Origin of the sequence: Paucibacter sp. JuS9, assembly GCF_044043925.2 — a bacterium.
Taxonomy (GTDB): Bacteria; Pseudomonadota; Gammaproteobacteria; order Burkholderiales; family Burkholderiaceae_C; genus JAUASW01.
The window spans coordinates 2,055,706-2,070,501 of the sequence record NZ_CP194172.1; the positions used below are offsets into that span (position 1 = coordinate 2,055,706).

16 protein-coding genes are annotated in these 14,796 nt (G+C 66.0%); 6 read left to right on the forward strand and 10 right to left on the reverse strand.

Features of this window, described 5'->3' with window-relative positions:
• Positions 1-13 precede the first annotated feature (13 nt).
• The 5 genes from ABT392_RS09125 (at position 14) to ABT392_RS09145 (ending at position 6,250) form a co-directional block, all read left to right on the forward strand.
• A complete protein-coding gene (locus ABT392_RS09125; RefSeq protein WP_395385963.1) occupies positions 14-568 on the forward strand; it encodes a class I SAM-dependent methyltransferase in 555 nt (184 codons plus the stop codon).
• Positions 569-602: 34 nt separating this feature from the next.
• Positions 603-1,484, forward strand: a complete 882-nt coding sequence (gene dapA, locus ABT392_RS09130; protein WP_334275545.1) for a 4-hydroxy-tetrahydrodipicolinate synthase — start codon at positions 603-605, stop codon at positions 1,482-1,484.
• A 74-nt stretch (positions 1,485-1,558) separates the two neighbouring features.
• A complete protein-coding gene (gene bamC / locus ABT392_RS09135; RefSeq protein WP_334275546.1) occupies positions 1,559-2,737 on the forward strand; it encodes an outer membrane protein assembly factor BamC in 1,179 nt (392 codons plus the stop codon).
• Positions 2,738-2,861: 124 nt separating this feature from the next.
• On the forward strand, positions 2,862-5,453 hold the full coding sequence (locus ABT392_RS09140) for a zinc-dependent metalloprotease (protein WP_395385962.1): 2,592 nt from the start codon (positions 2,862-2,864) through the stop codon (positions 5,451-5,453).
• Between the two features lie 23 nt (positions 5,454-5,476).
• Positions 5,477-6,250 (forward strand): MBL fold metallo-hydrolase, encoded by a 774-nt coding sequence (locus ABT392_RS09145; protein ID WP_334275548.1) that lies wholly within the window; start codon positions 5,477-5,479, stop codon positions 6,248-6,250.
• Positions 6,251-6,332: 82 nt separating this feature from the next.
• Here the strand turns inward: ABT392_RS09145 and ABT392_RS09150 are convergent, their stop codons facing one another.
• From ABT392_RS09150 to ABT392_RS09160, 3 genes are all read right to left on the reverse strand, one after another.
• The gene (locus ABT392_RS09150; RefSeq protein WP_334275549.1) at positions 6,333-6,527 is read right to left on the reverse strand and encodes a hypothetical protein; all 195 of its coding nucleotides are present in this window, start codon (positions 6,525-6,527) and stop codon (positions 6,333-6,335) included.
• Between the two features lie 156 nt (positions 6,528-6,683).
• Positions 6,684-7,181 (reverse strand): hypothetical protein, encoded by a 498-nt coding sequence (locus tag ABT392_RS09155; protein ID WP_464970957.1) that lies wholly within the window; start codon positions 7,179-7,181, stop codon positions 6,684-6,686.
• Between the two features lie 29 nt (positions 7,182-7,210).
• The gene (locus ABT392_RS09160) at positions 7,211-8,326 is read right to left on the reverse strand and encodes a JmjC domain-containing protein (RefSeq protein WP_395385960.1); all 1,116 of its coding nucleotides are present in this window, start codon (positions 8,324-8,326) and stop codon (positions 7,211-7,213) included.
• A gap of 57 nt (positions 8,327-8,383) precedes the next feature.
• Here ABT392_RS09160 and ABT392_RS09165 point away from each other — a divergent pair, with 57 nt between their 5' ends.
• A complete protein-coding gene (locus ABT392_RS09165) occupies positions 8,384-8,908 on the forward strand; it encodes an FKBP-type peptidyl-prolyl cis-trans isomerase (protein WP_334275552.1) in 525 nt (174 codons plus the stop codon).
• Positions 8,909-8,914: 6 nt separating this feature from the next.
• Here ABT392_RS09165 and dut read toward each other — a convergent pair whose 3' ends face one another.
• From dut to cdd, 7 genes are read right to left on the reverse strand one after another with little or no spacing between them, the layout of a single operon-like run.
• Positions 8,915-9,373 (reverse strand): dUTP diphosphatase, encoded by a 459-nt coding sequence (gene dut, locus ABT392_RS09170; protein ID WP_395385959.1) that lies wholly within the window; start codon positions 9,371-9,373, stop codon positions 8,915-8,917.
• Complete coding sequence (coaBC, locus tag ABT392_RS09175; protein ID WP_395385958.1) at positions 9,370-10,599, reverse strand: bifunctional phosphopantothenoylcysteine decarboxylase/phosphopantothenate--cysteine ligase CoaBC; 1,230 nt, start codon at positions 10,597-10,599, stop codon at positions 9,370-9,372. Before coaBC ends, dut begins: the two co-directional genes overlap by 4 nt.
• 33 nt (positions 10,600-10,632) lie before the next feature.
• A complete protein-coding gene (gene trmB / locus ABT392_RS09180) occupies positions 10,633-11,373 on the reverse strand; it encodes a tRNA (guanosine(46)-N7)-methyltransferase TrmB (protein ID WP_395385957.1) in 741 nt (246 codons plus the stop codon).
• 32 nt (positions 11,374-11,405) lie between these two features.
• The gene (gene deoA / locus ABT392_RS09185) at positions 11,406-12,716 is read right to left on the reverse strand and encodes a thymidine phosphorylase (protein ID WP_395385956.1); all 1,311 of its coding nucleotides are present in this window, start codon (positions 12,714-12,716) and stop codon (positions 11,406-11,408) included.
• A gap of 22 nt (positions 12,717-12,738) precedes the next feature.
• Positions 12,739-13,500 carry a deoxyribose-phosphate aldolase gene (deoC, locus tag ABT392_RS09190; protein ID WP_395385955.1) on the reverse strand — a complete coding sequence of 254 codons (762 nt, stop codon included), beginning with the start codon at positions 13,498-13,500 and terminating at the stop codon, positions 12,739-12,741.
• A 2-nt stretch (positions 13,501-13,502) separates the two neighbouring features.
• Positions 13,503-14,348, reverse strand: coding sequence for a purine-nucleoside phosphorylase (locus ABT392_RS09195; protein ID WP_334275558.1), 846 nt, complete (start codon positions 14,346-14,348; stop codon positions 13,503-13,505).
• A 25-nt stretch (positions 14,349-14,373) separates the two neighbouring features.
• Positions 14,374-14,790 carry a cytidine deaminase gene (gene cdd / locus ABT392_RS09200; protein WP_395385954.1) on the reverse strand — a complete coding sequence of 139 codons (417 nt, stop codon included), beginning with the start codon at positions 14,788-14,790 and terminating at the stop codon, positions 14,374-14,376.
• Positions 14,791-14,796 lie beyond the last annotated feature (6 nt).

Sequence of the window (14,796 nt, forward strand, 5' to 3'; positions counted from 1 at the left end):
AACCCGGGTCCGCATGTCTGAAATTTCTTCCTGGCTGCGGCGCTGGCCACAGGCGCAGCAAGCCGGCGCCACGGCCCTGGACCTGGCCTGCGGCTCCGGCCGCCATGTACGCCATCTGGCAGCCCTGGGCATGAAGGTCACCGGCGTGGACCGCGATGCCGCCGCCATCGCGCCACTCAGGAGCCTGGCCGAGATCATCGAGTCAGACATCGAATCCCGCCCCTGGCCGCTGGAAAACCGCTGCTTCGACCTGGTGCTGGTGACCAACTACCTCTGGCGCCCGCTCCTGCCGCGCATCATGGCTGCCGTTGCTCCTGGTGGCTGGCTGATCTACGAGACCTTTGCGGCCGGCCAGCAAACCGTGGGCCGACCATCGCGCCCCGAATTTCTCCTGCAGCCGGGAGAGCTTTTGCAGGCTTGTGAAGGGCTCAGGATCGTCGCCTATGAAAACGGCTGGGAAGAAGATGGGGGGGCCGTCAACGGCCGCTTTGTCCAGCGCGTTGCCGCCATTCGGCCCGCACCCGGCGGACCAGACCATTTGCGGTACCAGTTGCCTTGCCCGCGCTGAGTAGAATCCGCCCAAATTGACAGGAATTTCTCCCATGGAACCGATTGTTGGCAGCATCGTCGCGCTGATCACGCCGATGCGCGAGGACGGCAGCATTGACGTGCCCGCGCTGCGTGGCCTCATTGACTGGCATATCACCGAAGGCACGAACTGCATCTGCGTCGTCGGCACCACCGGCGAGTCGCCCACGGTGAGCATGGAGGAGAACCGCGAGGTGATCCGCATCGCCGTCGAGCATGCCAAGGGCCGAGTGCCCATCCTGGCCGGCACCGGCGCGAACAACACGGCCGAGGCCATCGAGCTCTCGCACTACGCCAAGCAGGTGGGCGCCGACGCCACGCTGTCGGTCGTGCCCTACTACAACAAGCCTTCGCAGGAAGGCATCTACCAGCACTACAAGGCCATCGCCGAGGCCGTCGACATCCCGATGATGTTGTACAACGTGCCTGGCCGCACCGTGGCCGATATGGCGCCCGAGACCACGCTGCGCTGCGCCGCACTGCCCGGCGTGTTCGGTGTCAAGGAAGCCACCGGCAACATCGAGCGCGCCGCCTGGCTGATCAAGAACGCACCGCAAGGCTTCTCGGTCTATTCCGGCGACGATGGCACGGCGATTGCCCTGATGCTGCTGGGCGGTCATGGCAATGTCAGCGTCACCGCCAACGTCGCGCCGCGGGCGATGAGCGAACTCTGCAAGGCGGCCCTCGCCGGCAATGTGCGCGAAGCCACCCGCATCCACTTCCAGCTGCTGTCGCTGCACAAGCAATTGTTCTGCGAACCGAGCCCCGCACCCACGAAATGGGCGCTGTCGCGCCTGGGCCGTTGCGGCCAGTCGCTGCGCCTGCCTATCACCGAGCTCACGCCGGCCGGACAGGCCAGCGTCGAGCAGGCGATGCAAGAGGCCGGCCTGCTCTGAAAAGAACGGGCTTGTTTCTCTGCTCTAATCGCACCCTCATCCTGACCCGGCACTAGGCCGCGGAGATTCCAAGCGTGATTCGTTACCACCAAGTTTCCAAGCAGGCGCTGCGTCTTTCGACGCTGGCGCTGGCCGTTGCAGCTCTGAGCGCCTGCAGTGCTTTCTCCGGCCTGGTCTCCAATGACAAGGTCGACTACCGCACCGGCGCCCGCCAGACCACCGGTCTGGACGTGCCACCGGACCTGACCCAGCTGGCCCGCGATGCGCGCAGCCAGATGGGCCCGGGCGGCACCATCAGCGCCTCGGCCATGCAACAGCGCCAGCAAAACGCCGCCGTCGCAGCCCCGAGCGCAGACAAGGTGGCCTTGAGCAGCATTGGCGAGCTCAAGGTCGAGCGAAACGGCAGCGACCGCTGGCTGTTCAGCCCGCAAACGCCCGAGCAGCTGTGGCCCCTGGTGCGCGGCTTCTGGCTGGACCAGGGCTTCGAGATCTCGGTCGAGCAGCCTGACACCGGCGTGATGGAAACCAGCTGGAACGAGAACCGTGCCAAGCTGCCGCAGGACTTCATCCGCAAGAGCCTGGGCTGGCTGATCGATGGCATGTACTCCACCGGTGAGCGCGACAAGTACCGCATCCGCCTGGAGCGCGCTGCCAAGGGCGGCACCGAGGTGCGCGTGACGCATCGCGGCATGCAGGAGGTCTACAACTCCAGCTCCGAGGACAAGAGCACTGCCTGGCAGGCACGTCCGAGCGACCCGTCGCTGGAAGCCGAAATGATTTCGCGCCTGATGCTGCGCCTGGGTGGCAAGCAGGAGCAGGCGAAGGTTGCCGCGGCAACAGTGACCGCAGCGGCATCTGCAGTGGCCACGCCGGCTGACGCACTGCTGCCGGGCGCCGCTCGCCGGCCGCTGAGCGAAGTGCCGAACCAGTTGCAGGTTGCCGAAGGTTTTGATCGCGCCTGGCGCCGTGTCGGCCAGTCGCTGGACCGCCATGGCTTCACGATCGAAGACCGCGACCGCAGCCAAGGCTTGTTCTTCCTGCGCTATGCCGACCCCAATATGGTCGGCAAGGAAGAAGCCGGCTTCTTCGCCCGCCTGTTCGGCGCCAAGGATTCGACCGCCTCGCGCTATCGCGTCTCGGTCAAGTCCGAAGGCGAGAAGAGCACGGTGATGGTGCTGGACGACAAGGGCCAGCAGCAGACCAACGAAAACGCCAAGCGCATCCTCGGCCTGCTGATGGACGATCTGCGCTGAGTATCGGACAGCGTCCTCGGTGAATGACGGCGGCCCGGTGATTGCACCGCGCCGCCGTTTTCCATTCAGGACCAGCGCTGGTCATCGCGCTGCTTCCATTTCGCTCAGGGGGAACAAAATCATCATGATGAAGCACCATCTCAAGAATGCCGCCGCCTGCCTGGGGCTGGCCAGTTCGATGGTCGCCGCGCAGGTTCTGCCGCCGACCCCGCCCGCCTCGGCGCCCACACCGACAGCGCCAGCCGGCCAGACCAACCCGGCTGTGGCCAACCTCGCAGCCATGGCAGCGATGGCCGCAGCCATGGGTGGCGCGCCGGGCGACCCACGCCCCTACGAGCGCGTGATCACGGCGGACGCCAGCACGCAGCGCGGCCTGCTGACCGTCCACATGGTCAAGGGCAAGCTGTACTTTGAAATTCCCAAGCCGCTGCTGGGCCAGCCGCTCCTGCTGGTGGCCACGGCCACCGCTGTGCCCGCCGGCGTGGAACATGTGGGCCGCACGCTGAACCAGCAGTTGCTGAGCTTCCAGCTGAAGAACAACAAGGTCTCGCTCCAGGGTGTCTCGCATGCCTTCGTGAGCCCGGCCGGCCAGGGCCTGGCCGGTGCGGTGCAGGATTCGCAGCGCGAAACAATCCTCCTGACGCTGCCCGTCGAGGCCTATGCCAAGTCGGGCGCGCCGGTGATCGACGTGAGCCGGCTCTTCATCAGCGAATGGGGCGAATTCGCCACCCGCAGCGCCCTGCGCGCTGGCGGTCTGGACAGCGGCCGCAGCCAGATCGAGCAGTTCAAGGCCTTTGCCGAGAGCGTCCGGGTCGACGCGATCCACACCTACAGCTTTGGCGCCACGCCAGCCATGCCCGGCCTGCCGATGCAGCCCACTGCAGCGCCGGCTCGCAGCGGCACTGTGAACGTCGCCTACAACCTGGTGCGCCTGCCCAAGGAGCCGATGCGACCTCGACTGGCGGACGACCGCATCGGCTTCGATGACGTGCGCCGCGTCGACTTCGTCGGCAGCGCTCATGCCGTCAAGCCGCAGCGCCTGATCACACGCTGGCGCCTCGAAAAGAAAGACCCGGCCGCCGAGCTCAGCGAACCGGTCAAGCCCCTGGTCTGGTACCTGGACAAGGCCACGCCCGAATGGCTGCTGCCGCACATCAAGCGTGGCGTTGAGGCCTGGAACATCGCCTTCGAAGCGGCAGGCTTCAAGAACGCCATCGAGGCCCGACCCTTCCCGACCAAGGAACAGGACCCGGAGTTTGATGCCGAGGACGTGCGCTACAACATCGTCCGCTGGGTGCCGTCGGCCGCGTCCAACGCCTACAGCCAGACCATCTCCGACCCCCGCAGCGGCGAAATCCTCAACGGCAATGTCGTGCTGTTCCACAACATCATGCAGCTGCAGCGCAATTGGTACGTGGTGCAGGCAGGTGCGGTCGATGCACGGGCGCACAAGCTGCCCCTGCCGGACGATCTCATGGGCGATCTGATGGCCTATGTCGTCAGCCATGAAGTGGGCCATGCACTAGGCTTTCCGCACAACATGAAGTCGAGCTCGCTGTACCCCGTGGACAAGCTGCGCGACCCGGCCTGGCTGAAGCAGATGGGCCATGTCGCCTCGATCATGGATTACAGCCGCTTCAACTACCTGGCCCAGCCGGAAGACAAGATCGAGCCCGCGCTGCTGATCCCCAAGGTCGGCCCTTATGACCTCTTCGCCGCGCGCTGGGGCTACACCCCGCTGCCCCAGGCGGCCACGCCGGAAGACGAGCGCGTCACACTGAACGCCTGGCTGCGCGAGCAGGACAGCAAGCCCTGGCTGCGCTTCACCTCACCGAACCGCAGCGGCGATGCCGGCGAAAACCTGGAGGCCGTGGGCGATGCCGATGCGGTGACCGCTTCCGGCCTTGGCATGAAGAACCTGCAACGCATCGTCAAGCGCCTGCCAGGCATGGCGTTGCAAGCAGGCGAAGACGACCAGACGCTGTCCAATCTTTACGAAGCGCTCTGGAACCAATGGACGCTGGAGCTGGTCCACGTGGTGAATATCGTCGGCGGCTATGAAACCCAGAACAAGCACGGCGAGCAGGCCGGCAGCACCTTCCAGGCCCTGGATCGCAAGCGCCAGTCGAGCGCACTGCGCTTCCTGGCCGAACAGCTGTTCACCACGCCGCAATGGCTGTTCGAGCCCGGCATCATCGAGCGCCTGCCGCCGCAGGAGCCGACTGCAAGGCTGATCGCCAACCAGCGGGGCGCTCTGCGGACCCTGCTGGACCGCACACGGCTGGCACGCTTGCAGGACCAGGAGCTGATGCTCGGTGACAAGGCCTACCGCCTGCCCTTGCTGCTGGCTGATCTGCGCCAGACCATCCTCAGCGAGCTTGCACCCACCCAGGCCGCACCGACGCCATTGCGCCGCCGCCTGCACCGGATCTATGTGGAGCAGCTGGGCAACCTGCTGAACATCGACGAAGGCCGGACCGAGGCCCGTGCCGAACTCCGCGCGCTGGAGCGCCAGTTCGCGGCCGCCGCCCAGCGAAGCGCCAAGGATCCGATGACACAAGCCCACTGGGAGCAGTTGCAGGACCTGGCGCGCAAATCACTCGAACCGCAGGTCACGGCGCCGGCAGCGGCAGGCCTTGTGCCTGTCAACGTGGTGCTTCCCGGCCGCGGTCTGACGGTTGAAGAAGCGGCGCCAGGCTGGCTCCTGCCCAACTGATGGCTGTCAGGACTGGGTGAAGCATGCGTTTTCGAAGTCTGGGCAGCGGCAGCGGTGGCAACGCCACGCTGATCGAAGCCAGCCAGGGCATCACCAGCACGCAGATCCTGGTCGATTGCGGCTTCAGCCAGCGCGAGCTGAACCGGCGCCTGGAGCGCGCCGGCAGCACGGCATCGGAGCTCACCGCCATCTTCATCACACACGAGCATGGCGACCACATCGGTTGCGCGCTGGGCTATGCGCAGCGCTGGCGCATTCCGCTGTGGATGAGCCGCGGTACCTGGCGCGCCGTGGGTCGGGAGGATTTCGACACCAGCCTGCTTCACCTCACCAAGGACGGCGAGACGCTGGCCCTGGGCGATATCGAACTGCAGCCATTCACCGTGCCGCACGATGCCGAGGAGCCGCTGCAATTGCGCTGCAGCGACGGACAGCGCCACCTGGGCGTGCTGACCGATGTGGGCTCGGCCGCACCGCAGTTGCTGTCAGCGCTGCAACGCTGCGATGCCCTGCTGCTGGAGTGCAACCATGATGAGGCGCTGCTGCGCGCCTCCAGCTATCCGGCCTCGCTGAAGCGGCGCATCCTGGGCAGCCACGGCCACCTGAGCAATGAGACGGCGGCCGAGATCTTGCGGCTCTGCCAGCATGCCGGCCTCGGTCAGGTGGTTGCAGCGCATTTGAGCGCTCAAAACAACCGCCCCGAACTGGCGCGGGCCGCGCTTCAGCCGGTGATTGGCGGCGCGCGGCTGGCAGTGGCGGATCAGGCCGAGGGCACCGAGTGGTTCGAGGTCGGTTGAGCCGGATCTGAATCAGCGGCCCCAGAATGACAAAAGCCGCCTGGCTTGCGCCAAGCGGCTTTCGCAGTGATCGGAGGACCGATTACTTGCTGGCGGCAGCCGAAGCGGCGTCAGCAGCAGGAGCCGAAGCTTCCATGGCCGGAGCCGAAGCGACTTCCGAAGCAGCAGGAGCCGGTGCAGCGGCAGGAGCCGGTGCAGGAGCGGCTTCTTCCTTCTTGCCGCAAGCGGTCAGGGCAACAGCAGCCAGCAGGGAGGCCAACAGGATCGACTTTTTCATCACTTTTCCTCAGATCTGATTGACGAAGAACTAATTACCGGTAATTTTCGAAATGCCGGCGACTCGCGCAACCGGCACTTCCAAGAGCAAGGCATGGAAACCGCGAGCGCTTCCAACACCTAGCCGGCGATTGTAGCGGTTGTTTTTGGCACGACCTTAAAGTCCCAAGGTGCTGGCGGCAAAGGAGTCGCTTGAACGTTGCTCAATTGCATCAAACCACTGCCGACTGAGCAGCTCATCGCTGCGAACTCCAGCCATCGGTGCGCTGATCGCACCGCGCCAATTCTCGGCATCGAACAGGCGCACACAAGCAGCACCAGGCGCCAGCATCAGGCCTACCAGCTCGGCCCCGCTAAGCAGCTCGGCTTCGAAAGAACCGGCTGTGATCACATGACTCCAGGTGCGGCGCCATAGGACAAAACGAGGATGGCGCTGCTGAAGGGATTCAAACTGCGGTGCGAGGATGCGCAGGCGGCGATGCGGCCTGGCCCAGGCCGTCAGCAGGTCCAGCACGGCCGGCTCGGACAGGGGCCAGTTAAGGAAGTCCGCGTCCAGCCAGCAGAGCTCGCGCGCGCCCTGTTGCTCGGCACGGGCCAGGCCCTCCCGCAGTGCGGCTACAAAGCTCTCACGGCCGGTGAAGATGCCCATTTCCATCGTCTTGTGCCCTTGCAAGTCATCCAGCTTCAGAGCGCTTGCACCCAGCCGTCGTCGCACCATTGCGCCAGCAGGTCGAGTGCGCCTTCGGACAGGCCCGCCACCTCGCGCGCGGCGAGTTCGCGGCTGTCGGCCAATTGACGCATCAACCGGAAGTCCTTGCCACTGGCGCGGTAGGACTCGCCGTTGATGAACACATGATCGGCGTCGTAGAGCATGCGGCTGCGGCGGTCCAGATGCACGCCCATGCCCTCGGACAGCGGCTCGCCAGGCTCGAAGAACACACGCGGCTTGGGCTCGGTCAAGGCCTCGCCCAGCGCGCGTTCCAGCGCCCGTGGTTCGCTCAGCGCTCGCTCGGCCGCGTCGCGTGCAAAGTTTTGCAAAGCCGTCGGGATCAGACCCGGATTGACAGTCGCCTCCTGCTTCGGATCGGCATACATGCGGTTGGCACGCGGCTCGTCCTCGTCATCCATCAGGCGCTGCAGCAGGTCCTGAGCCAGTTCGGCACGCCAGGGCGCGCGGAAGCCGACCGAGCAGGTCATGCAGTCGCCTCCCACGGCCACACCGTCATGGGCCCAGCCCGGCGGCAGGTAGAGCATGTCGCCGGCCTCCAGCACGAACTCCTGCTCGTGCTTGAAATTGGCGATGATCTTCAGCGGCACGTCCTCGCGCATCACCGCATCCTTCTGCGCGCCGATGCGCCAGCGGCGACGGCCGGCCACCTGGATCAGGAAGACGTCGTAGGAATCGAAATGCGGGCCGACGCCGCCGCCATCGCTGGCGTAGGAAATCATCAGGTCGTCCAGCCGCGCCTCGGGGCCGAAGCGGAACTGGTCCAGCAGCTGGCGCGCCGCGCCAGAGTGCTGCTCCAGGCCTTGCACCAGCAACGTCCAGCCCGGCTTGCTGAAAGGTGGAAGCTTGGGCGTGGGGCCCTGCTTCAGCACCCAGCGCCCATCGAAGGCGGTGACCAGGCGCGACTCGACGTCTTCGTCGGCGGCCAGCGCGACCAATTGCCTGCGGTCAACCGGCGGAACGACGCCGGGCAGGGCCTGTCGCACCAGCAGTGGTTGTTTTTGCCAGTGGTGACGCATGAACTGCTCGGGAGAGAGGCCGCCCAGCAGCGCGGTGTTTGCGGTGATGTCCATGTTGGCATTCTGCCGTGCAGGCAGCGGGCCGGGCGGCGTCAATGAGACAATCCGGCGATGCAAATTTCCGCCCCCTGCGTGGTCTCCCTGAGCTGGAGACTGGAAGACGCCCAAGGTCAGCTGATCGACGAGCTGGCCGAGCCGCTTGAGTTTTTCTATGGTGGCCAGGACCTGTTCACCAAGGTCGAAGAAGCCATTGATGGCCAGGAAGCCGGCTTTGAAGCCAGCGTGGCCCTGGAACCCGAAGACGCCTTTGGCGACTACGACTCGGGCCTCGTGTGCTTCGAATCACGCACGCTGATGCCCGAGAACGTGGCCATCGGCATGCAGTTCGAAGGCATGCCCGAAGGCGCCGCCACCGAGAACATGCCCCAGGAAGCCATCTACACCGTCACCGAGGTCTACCCCGAGCATGTGGTGCTGGACGGCAACCATCCGCTCGCCGGCATCGGTCTGCGCATGTACCTGAAGGTGCGCGACGTGCGGGAAGCCACCGAGGAAGAACTCGAAGCCGGCTCGATCGGCGAGCCGGTGTTCAGCCTGGTGACGAACGGCGCGCCTCCCGACGAGCCGTTGCACTAAGGATTTTCAGGCTTTGCCTGTGGAGCCGAAGCCGCCTTCACCACGTTCTGACGCGTCGAAATCATCGACGCGGCGGAACGTGGCCTGCACCACAGGCACCAGCACGAGCTGCGCAATCCGCTCCATCGGGTTGATCACGAAGGGGGTCTGGCCCCGGTTCCAGCAACTGACCATCAGTTGCCCCTGGTAGTCGCTGTCGATCAACCCCACGAGGTTACCGAGCACGATGCCATGCTTGTGGCCCAGGCCCGAGCGCGGCAGGATGAGGGCGGCCAGGCCCGGGTCGCCGATGTGAATCGCGAGGCCCGTCGGGATCAGCGTGGTCTGCCCTGACTCCAGGGTAATCGCCTCGTCCAGGCAGGCGCGCAGGTCCAGGCCGGCGCTGCCGGGGGTTGCGTAGGCGGGCAAATTGGAAATCGGCTCGGCCATGCGGGCGTCGAGCACTTTCAGGTCGATGGTCGTCATTGGGTTGAAACTTGCGTGGAGAGTCGAGCGGCGATCTCGCGAACCAGTTCGCGGGCCAGGCTCAGCTTGTCATTGTGGGGAATTTCGCGGGCACCGCTGGCATCGATCAGCAGCAAGGCGTTGTCGTCGCGGCCGAAGGTGGCCGGGCCGAGATTGCCGACGATCAGCGGTATGTTCTTGCGCAGCCGCTTGTCGCTGGCGTGCTTGAGAAGATCCTGACTCTCGGCCGCAAAGCCGACGCAATAGGGGCGATCTTTCAAGGCCGCCACCGAGGCCAGGATGTCGGCGTTCTCGGTCATCGCAATGCTGGGCGCTGCGCCGGAGCCATCCTTCTTGATCTTGTGTTCGGCGCTCATCGCCGGCCGCCAGTCGGCAACGGCGGCAGTCGCAACAAACACGTCATGACGCGGTGCGCTGGGCAGCACCGCATCAAACATCTGTTGCGCTGATTGCACATCGATGCGGCGCACGCCACGCGGCGTCGGCAAGGGCACCGGGCCCGCCACCAGCGTGACTTCGGCGCCGGCTTCGCGCGCCGCTCGCGCGATGGCAAAGCCCATCTTTCCGCTGGAGAGATTCGTGATGCCGCGCACCGGATCGATGGCCTCGAAGGTCGGACCCGCCGTGATCAAGAGCTTTTTGCCGATCAGCAGCTTGGGCTGGAAAAAGGCAATCACCTCGTCCAGCAGCTCCGTCGCTTCCAGCATGCGGCCGTCGCCGATTTCGCCGCAGGCCTGGTCGCCATTGCCTGGGCCGAGGATGGTGGCACCATCGGCAACGATCTGCGCCAGATTGCGCTGCGTGGCCGGGTGCGACCACATCTCGCGGTTCATCGCAGGAGCCACCAGCAAGGGGCAGCGTTCAATCGGCCGCGCCAGCGCGGTCAGGCTCAGCAGCTCGTCCGCCCTGCCCTGCGCCAGCTTGGCGATGAAGTCGGCACTTGCCGGCGCGATCAACATCACGTCCGCTTCGCGGCTGGCATTGATGTGCGCCATGTTGTTGGGCTCGCGCGCATCCCACTGGCTGGTCAGCACCGGGCGGTTGGAGAGCGCCTGCAGCGTCACCGCAGTGATGAACTGCTCGGCCGCCTCGGTCATCACAACCTGCACGCTGGCGCCGGCCTTGGTGAGGAGTCGGACAAGCTCGGCCGACTTGTAGCAGGCAATGCCGCCGGAGAGGCCCAGCAGGACATGCCTGCCGGCGAGTGGGAGCGTGGGTTCAGCCATGAGGCCGGACTCTATCAGCGGCAACGGCCTGATTCAGCGGCGCTTGAACACCAGGTCCCAGACCCCGTGGCCCAGCTTGATGCCGCGGTTCTCGAACTTGGTCAGCGGGCGGTAGGCCGGCTTTTCGGCGAAGCCTGCACTTCCAGCCTCGGCTGTATTCTGCAAGGCCGGTTCGGCGCTCAATACGTCGAGCATCTGCTGGGCATAGGGCTCCCAGTCGGTGGCGCAATGCAGGTAGCCGCCGGGCGCCAGGTAGTTGACCAGCTTGGCCACAAAAGGCGCCTGGATCAGCCGGCGCTTGTTGTGACGCTTCTTGTGCCACGGGTCGGGGAAGAAGATGTGCATGCCGGCCAGCGAGCCGGGCTGGATCATGCGCTCCAGCACCTCGACGGCGTCGTGCTGGAAGATTCGGATGTTCTCGAGCTTCTGCTCGCCAATCAGCTTCAGGAGCGCGCCCACGCCGGGCTCGTGCACCTCGCAGCCGATGAAATCGACATCGGGCAAGGTCGTGGCGATCTGCGCCGTGGCGGCGCCCATGCCGAAGCCGATCTCGAACACCACCGGCGCGCTGCGGCCGAACAGTTCGGCCGGCTTCACCAGCTCCTGCTTGAAGGGCAAGACGAAGCGCGGGCCCAGCTCGGCCAGCGCACGCGTCTGGCCCGTGCCCATGCGGCCAGGGCGCACGACAAAGCTCTTGATCGGACGATGCTTGGACTTGTCGGTCTCCTCAGGCGGGACGGTAGGGACGGGCTGATCGGACGGGTCGGCAGGCATGGGAACTCGAAAACGGAAACAGGGCCGGCAGTTTAGCCAACCACACCCATGACGATGGGCGTGGCAGCCACGGCCTCGTCAGACAGCAGGCAGGCCTTCTGCACCACAGCCACGGCGCGCTCGGCCGCGGCCTGGTCTGCCGCATGCACCATGGCAATGGGCTCGCCGGCAGCCAGCTGGTCACCGAGATGACGGAAGTTGCTGAAGCCGACACTCATGTCGATGCTGTCGCTGGCCTGGCGACGGCCACCGCCAAGCTCGACGACCGCCAGGCCGATGTCGCGGGTGCTGACCGACTGCAGGAAACCGGCACGCGATGCGGGCACCGGCAGGATCACCGAGGCCTTGGCCAGATAGTTGTCCGGCTTGTCCATCAGATCAACCGGGCCGCCAAGTGCGGCCACCATCTTCGCGAACTTCTCGGCCGCCGCACCGCTGTCCAATGCAGCCTGCAGCTTGATGCGCGCGGCAGCCGTGTCGGTGGCCAGGCCGCCGAGCACCAGCATCTCGGCGCACAGCGCCAGCGTCACCTCATGCAGGCGCGGCTCGCGCGCCTCGCCGCGCAGATAGGCGATCGTCTCGCGGATCTCGATCGCGTTGCCGGCGTCGAAGCCGAGCACCTCGTTCATGTCGGTGATCAGGGCGCGGACCTTCAGGCCAGCGCCGCTGCCGACGGCAACGATGCTCTCCGCCAGCTCCTGCGCCATCTCGCGGGTGTCGCAGAAGGCGCCGTTGCCGCACTTGATGTCCATGGCCAGCCCCTCGAGGCCGGCGGCCAGCTTCTTGGAGAGGATGCTGGCGGTGATCAGCGGCACGCTCTCAACCGTGGCGGTCACGTCGCGCGTGGCGTAAAAGCGCTTGTCAGCCGGGGCCAGGTCGCCCGTCTGGCCAATGATGGCGCAGCCCAGCGTGCGGACGATGCGGTCGAAATCTTCTGGCGGCGGCGTGACACGATAGCCGGGTATGGCTTCGAGCTTGTCCACCGTGCCGCCGGTGTGGCCAAGGCCGCGGCCGGCAATCATCGGCACATAGCCACCGCAGGCTGCAACCATGGGCGCCAGCATCAGGCTGACCTTGTCGCCGACGCCGCCGCTGGAATGTTTGTCCAGCACCGGGCCGGGCATGTCGGGCCAGCGCATCACGCGGCCGGAATTCATCATCGCGCGGGTCAAGACGACCGCTTCATCGCGACCCATGCCACGCAGGAACACGGCCATGCCCAGTGCCGCCACCTGGCCTTCGCTCCAACTGCCATCGACCAGGCCGCGCACGAAGTTCTGGATCTGCGCCTCGTTCAGCGCATGACCGTCGCGCTTGGCGCGGATGATTTCTTGGGCCAGCATGGGCAACCTGCTTTTCTCTTCTTCAATAACTGCCAGTGGACGCAGCAGCGGACTGACCCGACAACTGCGCCTCGATGTCGTTCAGCAGGCCGCTGGCGCCGAAGCGGAAACGCCCCGGCTGCACGGCGTCTGCACCCAGCTTGGCGGCGGCGAGCTCGATATAGGCCGCTGCATCGGCCACCGTCCGGATGCCGCCACTGGCCTTGAAGCCGGCGTTGGCGAGGCCACTGGCCTGGATCTCGTGCAGCATCACGGCCGCCGCTTCAAGCGTGGCCGAGACCGGTGTCTTGCCGGTGCTGGTCTTCACAAAATCGGCACCGGCCATCAGTGCCAGGCGCGTGGCCTCGGCGATCAGCTCGGGCGTCTTCAGCTCGCCGCTTTCGATGATCACCTTCAAGGTGAGCGGGCGGCTGGCGTGGCGAACCTCGGAGAGGAACTCAGCCACTTCGCTGCCCTCGCCAGCGATCAAGGCCTTGTAGGGCAGCACCACGTCGACCTCATCGCCACCGGCTTGCGCGATGGCTTCGATATCGGCCAACGCGCGGGCGACGTTCAACTCGCCATCGGGGAAGTCGGCCACGGCCGCGACCTTGATGGTCTGGGGCAGCAGCGAGCGGGCCTGCGCCACGAAGCGCGGCCAGACGCAGACGGCTGCCACCGAGCCATGCGCCGTTTGCGCGCGGCGGCACAAGGCCTCGATATCGGATCTGGTGTCGCCGTCGTTCAGGCTGGTCAGGTCCAGGCATTGCAGCGCCAGGCGCGCTGCTTGCTCAAGCGTTGTCACGATCAGGCCTTCAGCGATTCCAGCTTGGCGAGGCTGCTGATCACAGCGGCCAGGAAGGACGAGGCGCGCTCGCCCGAGGCTTGCGCCTGCTGCAGCGTCAGCGCATGCGTCAACGCCTCGGCAGACAGGCCGGCGGCCATATTGGTCATCAGGGCGAGGCCCATCACGCGCAGGCCGGCATGGCGGGCCAGAATGGTTTCAGGCACGGTGCTCATGCCCACGGCGTCGGCACCCCAGGCGGCAAACATGCGGATCTCGGCCGGCGTCTCGAACTGCGGGCCGACAGCCCAGCAATACGTGCCCTCGCCCAGCATCAGGTTCTGCGCTTGCGCGATCTTCTTGGCGTGCTGGCGCAGCTCGAGGTCGTAGGCCGTGCTCATGTCCACGAAACGCTCGCTGCCGGCTTCGCCGATCAGGGGCGAGCGCTGCGGTGCATTGATGTGATCGGCAATCAGCATCAGGCTGCCCGGCGGCGTGTGCGCGCGCAGCGAGCCCGAGGCATTGGTCTGGATCACGACCTGCACGCCCCAGCGCTTCAGGCTGCGCAAGGCGCCGGCCATGCCGGTGCAGTCGCCGCTCTCATACGTGTGGGCGCGGCCGCGCAGCATCACCACGGCCTGCTCGCCAATCTTGCCGACGACGATCTCGTTCACATGGCCTTCGACCTTGGGCTGCGGGAAAGCCGACAGCTCGGTGTACGCCAGATGCTTGGCTTCCTGCACATGGCTGACGGCCCCGGCCCAGCCGGAGCCCAGCACCACGGCGACGGCCGGTGCAGCACCGAACAGCGAGTTCAGCTTGGCCACGGTCTCGGCGATCTTGGGTTCGAGGGTCTTGTTGTCGATCATTCTTGTTCTCCTGATGAAGGTGGGCTCAGAGCTTCAGATGCTCGGGGCCGAAACTGAAGGGCAGCAGGTCGTCCAGCGTCCATTGCTGCTGGATGCCGCGCGGGTCGCCGGCGATGATGAGCAGGTCCGGCCCGCCGAACTCGCGCAGCTTTTGCCGGCAACCGCCGCAGGGCGTGATGATGTCGGGGCCCGGGCCGGTGACCAGCACCGCCTTGACGCTGCGACCGCCCGCCATCAGCATCGCGCCCAGGGCCGTGGTCTCGGCGCACCAACCTTGAGGATAGGCGGCGTTTTCAATATTGGCACCCACGTGGATGCGACCCTGCTCGTCCAGCACGGCAGCGCCGACGGCGTACTTCGAGTACGGCGAATGCGAATGCTGGCGTGCGCCCAGCGAGGCGGCCAGCAGTTGCTGCCGCAGCGCGTCAGAGATTTCGAACATCAGCTT

Excerpts from the sequence above, each read along its gene's own strand:
- ABT392_RS09125 (WP_395385963.1), top strand. The coding sequence starts at position 14 with ATGTCTGAAATTTCTTCCTGGCTGCGGCGCTGGCCACAGGCGCAGCAA.
- dapA (WP_334275545.1), top strand. The coding sequence starts at position 603 with ATGGAACCGATTGTTGGCAGCATCGTCGCGCTGATCACGCCGATGCGC.
- ABT392_RS09140 (WP_395385962.1), top strand. The coding sequence starts at position 2,862 with ATGATGAAGCACCATCTCAAGAATGCCGCCGCCTGCCTGGGGCTGGCC.
- ABT392_RS09145 (WP_334275548.1), top strand. The coding sequence starts at position 5,477 with ATGCGTTTTCGAAGTCTGGGCAGCGGCAGCGGTGGCAACGCCACGCTG.
- ABT392_RS09150 (WP_334275549.1), bottom strand. The coding sequence starts at position 6,527 with ATGAAAAAGTCGATCCTGTTGGCCTCCCTGCTGGCTGCTGTTGCCCTG.
- ABT392_RS09155 (WP_464970957.1), bottom strand. The coding sequence starts at position 7,181 with ATGGAAATGGGCATCTTCACCGGCCGTGAGAGCTTTGTAGCCGCACTG.
- ABT392_RS09160 (WP_395385960.1), bottom strand. The coding sequence starts at position 8,326 with ATGGACATCACCGCAAACACCGCGCTGCTGGGCGGCCTCTCTCCCGAG.
- ABT392_RS09165 (WP_334275552.1), top strand. The coding sequence starts at position 8,384 with ATGCAAATTTCCGCCCCCTGCGTGGTCTCCCTGAGCTGGAGACTGGAA.
- dut (WP_395385959.1), bottom strand. The coding sequence starts at position 9,373 with ATGACGACCATCGACCTGAAAGTGCTCGACGCCCGCATGGCCGAGCCG.
- coaBC (WP_395385958.1), bottom strand. The coding sequence starts at position 10,599 with ATGGCTGAACCCACGCTCCCACTCGCCGGCAGGCATGTCCTGCTGGGC.
- trmB (WP_395385957.1), bottom strand. The coding sequence starts at position 11,373 with ATGCCTGCCGACCCGTCCGATCAGCCCGTCCCTACCGTCCCGCCTGAG.
- deoA (WP_395385956.1), bottom strand. The coding sequence starts at position 12,716 with ATGCTGGCCCAAGAAATCATCCGCGCCAAGCGCGACGGTCATGCGCTG.
- ABT392_RS09195 (WP_334275558.1), bottom strand. The coding sequence starts at position 14,348 with ATGATCGACAACAAGACCCTCGAACCCAAGATCGCCGAGACCGTGGCC.
- cdd (WP_395385954.1), bottom strand. The coding sequence starts at position 14,790 with ATGTTCGAAATCTCTGACGCGCTGCGGCAGCAACTGCTGGCCGCCTCG.